This is a genomic window from Bradyrhizobium iriomotense (assembly GCF_030160715.1).
In the GTDB taxonomy this organism is placed as follows: domain Bacteria; phylum Pseudomonadota; class Alphaproteobacteria; order Rhizobiales; family Xanthobacteraceae; genus Bradyrhizobium; species Bradyrhizobium iriomotense.
Window position 1 is genome coordinate 98,621 of record NZ_BSOW01000031.1, and the last position, 8,885, is coordinate 107,505.

Below are 8,885 nucleotides of genomic sequence, written 5' to 3' on the forward strand. Positions count from 1 at the left end.
AACCCTCCGTGGATCTGAACAGCGCAATTGTGGGCTCCCGTCTCGAAAGGCGAGGCGGGCTTGGCGGGCGCTGTTCATTTGCGGTCGCTCCCCGGATTAAATTAGGGATAGCGACGTGAACGCCTTATGAATGAATGACGTTCGACAATTCGGTGCGGCGGAGCACCGCTAGAGGACGAAGTTGCGCCAACAAGAAGTTGCGCCAACAAAGAGCGCGCAAGTCTCACCACCACGGCCCAAAGCCGAGCACGAAGGGAGCGGGCACGCCGTAGGGATAGGGCCGATAATAGACCGGCCGCGCGTAGTAGTGCGGCTGATAGGGCGCGTGCCGAACGCTACGTGCGTAGCGGTCGTGACGCCGCATACCGAAATCGACCGTTCGCACCCAGACCTGCTGCTGGGTTGCGATTGACGTCGCCGCAAGCGAAACGCTTGGCAAGGCCATCGCCAGTCCCAAAGCGCCGACGATCACGATCGCTGTCTTCATGACAATCTCCATGTCGTCAGAATGGGGCCTCCACGACAGCGTCTGCAAGCGAAAACAGGCCCGGTGTCCGGGCCTGTTTTGCCGCCGATCGACGCGTCGCCGTCACCACCAGTGCCGGTGATGCCAGCGGTGCCAGCGCCAGTGATGATGGTGCCAGCCATGCCAGCCCACTTCAGTCGTCGTGGTGGCAGCGACGTCCTGCACCGACTGCGCGGCGCCGGGATTGATCAACGATACAGCGTGCGCGCGCTCGACGGGCACGGCACACATGAGCACTGCTGCGACGGCAGCGAGACCAAGCAACTTGACCTTCGTGGATTGCATGTCGTCCTCCTCCGATCTCCATAAGAGACGTCAATATGTGTGACGCAATTCAGCATGGCGTCACGGAGGAGAACGCTAGAGGCGTCGGGCTGAATCGTGTATGAATGAACGCGCCGCAAAGATGAATGCAAACAGATGCACGTGAAAGACCTGCGGCCAGGTACCTTCCAGACCTGCGCAACACATTTCGTTTGCGCCAATAAAACCAACCATCAATGATCGGCGTATCTTCTGGACGACCAGATGCAGGAGATGGTCATGGCACAGTCTCGCGGTGGGCTGCCGGTTTCTCGCCTTGCTGTTTCAACGGTCACGCTGTTCGGCTCGGAGGCGGCGCTCGCCGCGCAGGGACCGGGCGTCGAAGCCGGCACGGCGAGCCCGTTCGCGCAGGCGGTGATGGCGATCCTGGTCTATGGCGCGTCCGCGCTCGTCGTCGGCGTCGGCCTGATCGGCGCGCTGCGCGGTCGTTAGGCGAGAAGTGTCAGCCCCGTCGCCAGTAGCAACTCATGCGCGGCACGATCACCGTGCCGCTCGGCCGATATTCCTGCACATAGGTGGCGTTGCATTCCCGCACGGCGTCCGGGCCCGGATTGTAGCGCGGATAGACGCCATCCGGCGTCTCGTAGGGAACGACGCGCAACCGCGGCCGGCGGCGCGGCGGCGGGGCATCTGGCGGAAAGGCCTGGGCCAGCTTGAGGCCCGCAGCCGCCGTCTGGGCTTGCGCGCCGGCGGCGGGCAGCAAAAACAGCGAAAACAACCCCATGCAAAGCAAAGTCAATGCTGTTCCCGCCCGCATCGCACCACCCACCTGAACCGTCCCCATCGACGCGCCGTACGCTCCCCGTTTTGGCGCCGCGCGTCAACCTTGCCGCGATCATAAAGCCGGATGCATCGCCTTGGAACCCGCGCTAAGAAAAGCGCATGTGGACGGAATTGAAAGCGCCCTCGCTGGCCGAGATGGAGGTGGTGGCGCATGACATCTTCGAGCGCCTGCCCAAGCACTTCCGCGACCTCTGCGAAGGCGTGATCATCCGCGTCGACGACTTCCCGACCGACGAGGTTCTGGACGAGATGGGCTGCGAGAGCGAGTTCGACCTGCTCGGCCTGTTCCAGGGGGTCGGCCTGCCGCAGCAGAGCTTTGGCGACGTGGCGCGGCTGCCCAACATGGTCTGGCTCTACCGCCGACCCATCCTGGATTACTGGGCGGAGCACGAGGAGAGCCTCGGCCATATCGTCCGCCATGTGCTGATCCACGAGATCGGCCACCATTTCGGCCTCTCGGACGACGATATGGCCGCGATTGAGGCACAGGGCGAGTAGAGCGCCGAAGAGGATGAGCTCCCTCTCCCGCTTGCGGGAGAGGGCTGGGGAGAGGGTGTCTCCGCCATGGGACAATCCCCAAGCGGAAAGAGCCCTCACCGGCGCGCGCGGGACGATGCTTCGCATCGCCCGGGGCGCGCCGACCTCTCCCGCAAGCGGGAGAGGTGAAGTCCCGATGCCGCGCCAGTTGAGCCTTAGACCTGCCAAGCAGACGAGACCTGCCGAATTTGGCCTAGGATTTGAGCCCCAATCGCGATAAATAGCCGTTCCCCTGACCTACCCGGGAAGCGAAATCATGGACAAGTTCACCACGCTGGAAGGCGTCGCGGCGCCGCTGAAGATCATCAATGTCGACACCGACATGATCATTCCGAAGCAGTATCTGAAGACCATCAAGCGCACCGGCCTTGGCAAGGGGCTTTTCTCCGAGCAGCGCTACAAGGACGACGGCAGCGAGAATCCGGACTTCGTGCTCAACCAGCCGGCCTACCGCAACGCCAAGGTAATGGTTGCCGGCGACAATTTCGGCTGCGGCTCGAGCCGCGAGCACGCGCCCTGGGCGCTGCTCGACTTCGGCATCCGCTGCGTGATCTCGACCTCGTTCGGCGACATCTTCTACAACAACTGCTTCAAGAACGGCATTCTGCCGATCCGCGTCAGCCAGGAAGATCTCGACAAGCTGTTCGACGATGCCGAGCGCGGCGCCAATGCGACGCTCACCATCGACCTGCCGAACCAGGAGATCCGCGGCCCCGACGGCGGCATGGTCAAGTTCGAGATCGATCCGTTCCGCAAGCACTGCCTGATCAACGGCCTCGACGACATTGGCCTGACGATGGAGAAGAAGGCCTCGATCGACACCTATGAAGAGAAGCTCAAGCGCGAACGCGCCTGGGCCTGAGCTCGAGCCTGTCTTGGGCCTGAGATCGGCCTCCGTTTCGAGCCCCGGTGCTGACCGCGCCGGGGCTTTTTCTTTGCCCTCTTGTCCTTTGCTGCCTTGCGTTTGTCATTTATAGCTTCCGCGCATGTTGCCCGACATCGTCACCTTCTGGCATGGCCCGATGGATGCGCTGCGCCAGACCTGTCTGCGCTCGCAGCTTGCGTCCGGCCATAAGGTCACCGTCTACAGCTTCGACACCATTCCCGGCCTTCCCGCCGGTGTCGACAATGCCGAGGCCGAAGCGATCCTGCCGCACGTGTTCTCCGAAAAGCTGCGGCCGCCGCAGCCGGACGGAAGCTGGCGCGACTGGACCACGCTCCAGTTCAGCGATTTCTTCCGCATGAAGCTGATGGCGCAGCGCGCGGGCCTGTGGCTCGACGCCGACGTGCTGCTCTTGAAGCCTGTCGAGATCGATCCGGCAAAACCCTACTTCGCCTGGGAGCGGCCGCGCCAGCTCGGCAACTCCGTGCTGTATCTTCCGGCAGAGCATGGAATCGTTCGCGCATTCGAAGCGCTGATGAAGCAGGACGAGCTGACCCCGGACTGGCTGTCGCTGCGCCATCGCCTGACCTTTGCGATGCGCCGCCTGCGCGGCGGCTCGAACCGTCTCTCCGATATTCGCGTCGCGATCTACGGACCGGCCGCGCTGACCGCACTCGCGCACCGCTTCGGTGAACTTGAGAACGCGTTGCCCAAGCAGTCTTTCTACGCCGTGCACGCCGAGCCAAAGCTGTTCTTCGAACCGTCCAACTATCTCAGCCTGGTCGCCAACCCCGAGATCATCGGCCTGCACATCTCGCCCAAGGGCCGCGGTGGTCAGAAGCCGATTCCCGGGAGCCTGTACGCCTGGGCGGCGGAGCGGTTCGCGTAACAGCTCTGCTCTCGTGCCCCGGACGCAGCGCAGCGCGAAGCGGTGCGCTGCTGAGCCGGGGCCAGCGATTGAAGTGAGATGGATCCCGGCTCTGCGCAGCAGCGTTTCACGCTGCAGCGCGTCCGGGACACGAGATCAGCGGCCTCTGTCGTCTTCCTGTTTGATCCAGCGCAACGCAATTTCCTGCATGTCTGCTCTATTGGCTCCAATACCGTCGAATGGAGTTTCAAGATGAGCACCCAGAGCAGACCCTATCCGATCGTTCAGGACCTCATCGATTCCTTTGCCGGCTGGCTGAAGCATCGCCGCGAACTGAACGAGATGCGGCAGCTTGATCGCTCGGATTTCAATCGCATCGCGAGCGACCTGCGCGTATCGCCTGACGATCTCGAAGAGCTGGTCCGCCACGGCCATCATGCCGCCGACGAGTTACCGAAGATGCTGGCGCAACTCGGTATCAGCGAGGAGCAACTCGGCCGCGCGCAGCCGCTCCTGCTGCGTGACATGGAGCGCGTCTGCGCGCTGTGCAACGAAAAGGCGCAATGCCATCGCGAACTGGCCAGCGGCGGCGCCGCGGAGAGCTATCACGGCTATTGCGGCAACGCGTCGACACTGGAGTCGCTCGATCGTGTGAGCGGCGCGCCGCACTGACGGGCGCGACTTGAAGTCCCTTCGTCAGCCCTTGCCCGTCGCCGCGATCGCATCGGCGATCTCGATCGTGCGGCGGGCCATGTCGGCGTGCAGCCGCTCGACCATCTGGCCGTCGAGCCGGATCGCGCCGCGCGAGACGTTCTCCGGCAGTTCGAACGCCGCGATGATTTTGCGGGCGCGCGCGACCTCTTCCTCGGGCGGCGTGAAGATCGCGTTGCAGGCCTCGATCTGCGAGGGATGGATCAGCGTCTTGCCGTCGAAGCCGAGGTCGCGGCCCTGCGCGCATTCCGTCGCGAAGCCGTCAGGGCTGTTGATGTCGCTATAGGGCCCGTCGAGGATTTCGAGGCCGTGGGCGCGCGTCGCCAGGATGCAGTGGGTGATCATCGGGATCATCGCGGCGCGGCCCGGCAGCATCCTGATCCGAGTCTCGCGCGAAATGTCGTTCGGACCGAACACGAAGCCGACGAGGCGCGTCTTGGGATCGCGCGAGGCAGCCGAGAGCTCCTCGGCATGCAGCACCGCACGCGCGGTCTCGATCATGGCCCAGACCTTCACCGTCGGCGCAGCGCCAAGCTCGGCCAGGTGCCGGCCGATCGCAGCGAGATCCTCGACGCTGGAGACCTTTGGAACCAGGATGCCATCGGGCGAGGCTTTTGCGGCCATGGCGACGTCATCGGCCCACCAGGGTGAATCGAGACCGTTGGTCCGGATCAGGATCTCGCGCTTGCCAAAGCCTTTTTCGGCGATGGCGGCCGCGATTCCGTCCCGCGCCACCGACTTGGCGTCCGGGGCGACGGAATCCTCCAGATCCAGGATCAGGCCATCGGCCGCCAGGTTGCGCGCCTTTTCCAGCGCGCGGGGGTTGGAGCCGGGCATGAACAGATGGCTGCGACGTGGGCGGGTCATGCTGGCGTTCCCTTCGATCGTTCCCTGGGATTCCAAGTGTTCTCTCCGGAGCCGATAGCACCTGGACTGCCTATTCGAAAGGCTTGTTCGCCCCTGCGGTATATGATTAGGCATAGGCCATGATCACATTCCCTGAGCACTTGCTGCAAGGCTACAAGGCCTTCGCCACCCAGCGGCTGCCGGCCGAGCAGAGCCGCTACCGCGAGCTGTCGGTGAAAGGGCAGTCGCCGGAAGTGATGGTGATCGGCTGCTGCGATTCCCGCGTCTCGCCCGAAGTGATCTTCGACGTCGGCCCGGGCGAACTTTTCGTCGTCCGCAACATCGCCAATCTGGTGCCGACATATCAGCCCGACGAGAACGCGCATGGCGTCTCGGCTGCGCTGGAATACGCGGTGACGGTGCTGCGTGTAAAACACATCGTGGTGCTCGGGCACGCGCAATGCGGCGGCATCCGTGCCTTCGTCGACAAGATCGAGCCGCTCACGCCCGGCGACTTCATCGGCAAATGGATGCAGATGTTCATCAAGCCCGGCGAGGTGGTCGAGCAGCGCGACCACGAGACGATGGCGCAATTCGTCGAGCGCATCGAGAAGGCCGCGGTGTTCCGCAGCCTCGAAAACCTCATGACCTTTCCGTTCGTGCAGAAGGCGGTCGACGCCGGTCAGATGCAGCTCCACGGCGCCTATTTCGGCGTCGCCGAGGGATCGCTGTTCGTGCTGGACAAGGTCGCGAAGGAATTTCGCAGCGTCAGGGACGCGGCGTGAAGTTGTATTTCGTAGGGTGGGTTAGCGAAGCGTAACCCACCTCTTTACTATCCACGCGAAGACAGAAGTGGTGGGTTACGCCTTTGGCTAACCCACCCTACAATCCGTTACGCCGCCTTCTTCTTCGCCGTGATCAGCTTGCGGTTGATCAAAACCTCGGCGATCTGGATCGCATTGAGCGCGGCGCCCTTGCGCAGATTGTCCGACACGCACCAGAAGGCGAGACCGTTCTCCACCGTCGCGTCCTCGCGAATGCGGCTGATATAGGTCGCATCCTCGCCGGCCGCCTCGTACGGCGTGGCGTAGCCGCCGGGCTCCTGCTTGTCGATGACGAGGCAACCTGGCGCCTTGCGCAGGATCTCGCGCGCTTCGTCCGCCGTGATCGGATTCTCGAACTCGACGTTGACGGCCTCCGAATGGCCGACGAAGACCGGCACGCGCACGCAGGTCGCGGAGAGCTTGATCTTGGGATCAAGGATCTTCTTGGTCTCCGCCATCATCTTCCACTCTTCCTTGGTGTAGCCGTCCTCCATGAAGACGTCGATGTGGGGGATGACGTTGAAGGCGATGCGCTTGGGGAATTTCTTCGCGATCAGCTCGTCATTGGTGTAGACGGCCTTGGTCTGCGAGAACAATTCATCCATCGCATCCTTGCCGGCGCCCGACACCGATTGATAGGTCGAGACCACGACGCGCTTGATGGTGGCCTTGTCGTGCAACGGCTTCAGCGCGACGACGAGCTGCGCGGTCGAGCAGTTCGGGTTGGCGATGATGTTCTTCTTGGCAAAGCCCTTGGCCGCATCGGCATTCACCTCGGGCACGATCAGCGGCACGTCCGGATCCATGCGCCAGGCCGAGGAATTGTCGATCACGACCGCGCCGGCGGCGCCGATCTTCGGCGACCATTCCTTCGAGACCGAGCCGCCCGCCGACATCAGGCAGATGTCGACGTCGGAGAAGTCATAGTGCTCGAGCGCTTTGACCTTCAAGGTCCGATCGCCATAGGAGACCTCGACGCCGACGCTGCGGCGTGACGCCAGCGCCACGACCTCGTCCGCGGGGAATTTGCGCTCATCGAGGATGCCCAGCATTTCCCGTCCGACATTGCCGGTCGCGCCGACGACTGCGACTTTGTAACCCATCGTTCACTCTCCGATGAAAAAGGCCTTCCGCAAGCTGTGCGCTTAACCAGGAAGAGCAGCGCTTCTATGCGAGAACCGCCCTCAAGACAACGTTTGACCGTGCCAGAAGGCATTGGATGCCGCCGTACCGGGCCACTTCGGCCGCACTTCCCAGAACCAGGATCCATCTGGCACTCCTAGGCTTCGCCGACGAGGTCGTCGGCACGCTGGCGCGCCTGTTCGCCTATGTGGGGACGCTGGCGCTGCTTGCCATCCTGCTGCTTGCCGCACTCGGCCAATTGCCGAGCCTGCATGACGACGAGCCGTCGACAAGGCCGGGCTGGTCCGTGGCCGACCGCTCGTATCCGGCCTTTGCCGTCAGTCGCCTCGATTCCAACGATAAAACAAACGCTTACATTATCCTCAGGCATCCCGAGGGTGGCCGCAAGGACGTCATGCGCTGGGTCGGCGTCACGCCGGTGCCGGTCGCCGAGCTCGAAATCTACCGGCCCGGCGCCGAGTTCAACCCGGCGGCACGCCTGCCTTCAGACATGGCGGCCCGGATGGGCCTTGCGCAGGCGACACCGCTCGAGGAAGCCGGCGTCATCGACAGCAAGTTCGGGCCCGTAGCCCTGTTTCGTCCGAGCGGCCAGGCGACCGGCTGTCTCGGCTATGTCAGGCGCATCGAGAATCCCTCGCTTCAGATCTCCGGCTGGTCGTGCCAGGGCGACGCGCTGCCCGCCCGGCGCGCCGCGATCGCTTGCACGCTGAACCGGCTGACGCTGCTCACCTCCGGTAACGAGCCGAAGCTGGCCGAATTGTTCGCTCATGCCGAGCTGAAGCGCCGCCCTTGCGGCCCGCCCGCCTCCACGGACTGGCTGATGGGCGCCGGAAATGCGCAGCTGCGCGGCGCGCTTTGACCTTCATCAAGCCCAAGTAGCTGGTTTTCATGCAACTTTTGGCCGCAGGCGCGATTATTCCGGCGCGGTGTGACCCAATTGACCTAGTTGCGGCCACCCCCGGCGCGCTAGTATGAGGTGAAATCGGTTGGCGACCTGCCGCCTGAAGGGGACGTGATGAGCTCGAAATTCTCTGCCGCGAACAAATTGGCCGCGAACAAATTGGCGATGTGGCTTGCGGCAGGCGCCGTTCTCGCCATTGGCATGACGGCTGCGGCCGACGCCAAGACCAAGCGCACCTATGACGATCGCGGCCGGCCCTATTACGGCGGCAACGGCCCCAACGTCGTCTACCAGCAGGGCCCGCGCACCCGCATCTATGTCAGCAAGCGCTCCTGGCTCGACGGCGGCACCGAGGTCAATCCCGGCGATCGCAAGTTCACGGACTATGCGTTCCCCTCGCCGTATGGGTACCCGACCTTCGCGCGCGAGAACAACAACCGTCCGATCGATCGCCAGCCGCTGAGCACGCCGTCCGATCTCGGCGGCTTCCCGACGGCGTTTCCGCTGTACTGGTAACGACGGTTTTGCATGAATCGAAA

General features: G+C 63.5%; 13 protein-coding genes. 8 read left to right on the forward strand and 5 right to left on the reverse strand.

All coding sequences use genetic code 11. From position 1 onward, the window contains the following. Window positions 1-223: 223 nt before the first annotated feature. Window positions 224-487 carry a hypothetical protein gene (locus tag QQL28_RS34575; protein ID WP_284272890.1) on the reverse strand — a complete coding sequence of 88 codons (264 nt, stop codon included), beginning with the start codon at window positions 485-487 and terminating at the stop codon, window positions 224-226. A 102-nt stretch (window positions 488-589) separates the two neighbouring features. Next, the gene (locus QQL28_RS34580; protein ID WP_284272891.1) at window positions 590-811 is read right to left on the reverse strand and encodes a hypothetical protein; all 222 of its coding nucleotides are present in this window, start codon (window positions 809-811) and stop codon (window positions 590-592) included. 258 nt (window positions 812-1,069) lie between these two features. On the opposite strand from QQL28_RS34580, the gene QQL28_RS34585 reads away from it, so the two are divergent. Beyond that, window positions 1,070-1,282 carry a hypothetical protein gene (locus QQL28_RS34585; RefSeq protein WP_063621725.1) on the forward strand — a complete coding sequence of 71 codons (213 nt, stop codon included), beginning with the start codon at window positions 1,070-1,072 and terminating at the stop codon, window positions 1,280-1,282. A gap of 10 nt (window positions 1,283-1,292) precedes the next feature. Here QQL28_RS34585 and QQL28_RS34590 read toward each other — a convergent pair whose 3' ends face one another. Continuing rightward, complete coding sequence (locus QQL28_RS34590; RefSeq protein ID WP_284272892.1) at window positions 1,293-1,574, reverse strand: hypothetical protein; 282 nt, start codon at window positions 1,572-1,574, stop codon at window positions 1,293-1,295. Window positions 1,575-1,732: 158 nt separating this feature from the next. Here QQL28_RS34590 and QQL28_RS34595 point away from each other — a divergent pair, with 158 nt between their 5' ends. The 4 genes from QQL28_RS34595 to QQL28_RS34610 all read left to right on the forward strand — a co-directional run bounded on the left by QQL28_RS34595 (window position 1,733) and on the right by QQL28_RS34610 (window position 4,593). Continuing rightward, entirely contained in the window at window positions 1,733-2,131 is a 399-nt protein-coding gene (locus QQL28_RS34595) for a metallopeptidase family protein (protein ID WP_284272893.1), read from the forward strand. 295 nt (window positions 2,132-2,426) lie between these two features. Then, complete coding sequence (gene leuD, locus QQL28_RS34600; RefSeq protein WP_284272895.1) at window positions 2,427-3,032, forward strand: 3-isopropylmalate dehydratase small subunit; 606 nt, start codon at window positions 2,427-2,429, stop codon at window positions 3,030-3,032. 124 nt (window positions 3,033-3,156) lie between these two features. Beyond that, window positions 3,157-3,942 carry a glycosyltransferase family 32 protein gene (locus QQL28_RS34605; protein ID WP_284272897.1) on the forward strand — a complete coding sequence of 262 codons (786 nt, stop codon included), beginning with the start codon at window positions 3,157-3,159 and terminating at the stop codon, window positions 3,940-3,942. A gap of 231 nt (window positions 3,943-4,173) precedes the next feature. After that, on the forward strand, window positions 4,174-4,593 hold the full coding sequence (locus QQL28_RS34610; RefSeq protein ID WP_284272900.1) for a hypothetical protein: 420 nt from the start codon (window positions 4,174-4,176) through the stop codon (window positions 4,591-4,593). 24 nt (window positions 4,594-4,617) lie between these two features. On the opposite strand, the gene QQL28_RS34615 is transcribed toward QQL28_RS34610, so the two are convergent. Next, the gene (locus tag QQL28_RS34615) at window positions 4,618-5,499 is read right to left on the reverse strand and encodes an HpcH/HpaI aldolase/citrate lyase family protein (protein WP_284272901.1); all 882 of its coding nucleotides are present in this window, start codon (window positions 5,497-5,499) and stop codon (window positions 4,618-4,620) included. 119 nt (window positions 5,500-5,618) lie between these two features. Here QQL28_RS34615 and QQL28_RS34620 point away from each other — a divergent pair, with 119 nt between their 5' ends. Then, complete coding sequence (locus QQL28_RS34620; protein ID WP_284272903.1) at window positions 5,619-6,263, forward strand: carbonic anhydrase; 645 nt, start codon at window positions 5,619-5,621, stop codon at window positions 6,261-6,263. Between the two features lie 107 nt (window positions 6,264-6,370). Here QQL28_RS34620 and QQL28_RS34625 read toward each other — a convergent pair whose 3' ends face one another. Then, on the reverse strand, window positions 6,371-7,405 hold the full coding sequence (locus QQL28_RS34625; protein ID WP_284272905.1) for an aspartate-semialdehyde dehydrogenase: 1,035 nt from the start codon (window positions 7,403-7,405) through the stop codon (window positions 6,371-6,373). A 116-nt stretch (window positions 7,406-7,521) separates the two neighbouring features. Between QQL28_RS34625 and QQL28_RS34630 the strand changes: the two genes are divergently transcribed. Both QQL28_RS34630 and QQL28_RS34635 read left to right on the forward strand, forming a co-directional pair. Further along, window positions 7,522-8,304 (forward strand): hypothetical protein, encoded by a 783-nt coding sequence (locus tag QQL28_RS34630; protein ID WP_284272908.1) that lies wholly within the window; start codon window positions 7,522-7,524, stop codon window positions 8,302-8,304. 156 nt (window positions 8,305-8,460) lie between these two features. Then, entirely contained in the window at window positions 8,461-8,862 is a 402-nt protein-coding gene (locus QQL28_RS34635; protein ID WP_284272909.1) for a hypothetical protein, read from the forward strand. Window positions 8,863-8,885: the final 23 nt, after the last annotated feature.

Excerpts from the sequence above, each read along its gene's own strand:
- QQL28_RS34575 (WP_284272890.1), bottom strand. The coding sequence starts at position 487 with ATGAAGACAGCGATCGTGATCGTCGGCGCTTTGGGACTGGCGATGGCC.
- QQL28_RS34580 (WP_284272891.1), bottom strand. The coding sequence starts at position 811 with ATGCAATCCACGAAGGTCAAGTTGCTTGGTCTCGCTGCCGTCGCAGCA.
- QQL28_RS34585 (WP_063621725.1), top strand. The coding sequence starts at position 1,070 with ATGGCACAGTCTCGCGGTGGGCTGCCGGTTTCTCGCCTTGCTGTTTCA.
- QQL28_RS34590 (WP_284272892.1), bottom strand. The coding sequence starts at position 1,574 with ATGGGGTTGTTTTCGCTGTTTTTGCTGCCCGCCGCCGGCGCGCAAGCC.
- QQL28_RS34595 (WP_284272893.1), top strand. The coding sequence starts at position 1,733 with ATGTGGACGGAATTGAAAGCGCCCTCGCTGGCCGAGATGGAGGTGGTG.
- leuD (WP_284272895.1), top strand. The coding sequence starts at position 2,427 with ATGGACAAGTTCACCACGCTGGAAGGCGTCGCGGCGCCGCTGAAGATC.
- QQL28_RS34605 (WP_284272897.1), top strand. The coding sequence starts at position 3,157 with ATGTTGCCCGACATCGTCACCTTCTGGCATGGCCCGATGGATGCGCTG.
- QQL28_RS34610 (WP_284272900.1), top strand. The coding sequence starts at position 4,174 with ATGAGCACCCAGAGCAGACCCTATCCGATCGTTCAGGACCTCATCGAT.
- QQL28_RS34615 (WP_284272901.1), bottom strand. The coding sequence starts at position 5,499 with ATGACCCGCCCACGTCGCAGCCATCTGTTCATGCCCGGCTCCAACCCC.
- QQL28_RS34620 (WP_284272903.1), top strand. The coding sequence starts at position 5,619 with ATGATCACATTCCCTGAGCACTTGCTGCAAGGCTACAAGGCCTTCGCC.
- QQL28_RS34625 (WP_284272905.1), bottom strand. The coding sequence starts at position 7,405 with ATGGGTTACAAAGTCGCAGTCGTCGGCGCGACCGGCAATGTCGGACGG.
- QQL28_RS34630 (WP_284272908.1), top strand. The coding sequence starts at position 7,522 with ATGCCGCCGTACCGGGCCACTTCGGCCGCACTTCCCAGAACCAGGATC.
- QQL28_RS34635 (WP_284272909.1), top strand. The coding sequence starts at position 8,461 with ATGAGCTCGAAATTCTCTGCCGCGAACAAATTGGCCGCGAACAAATTG.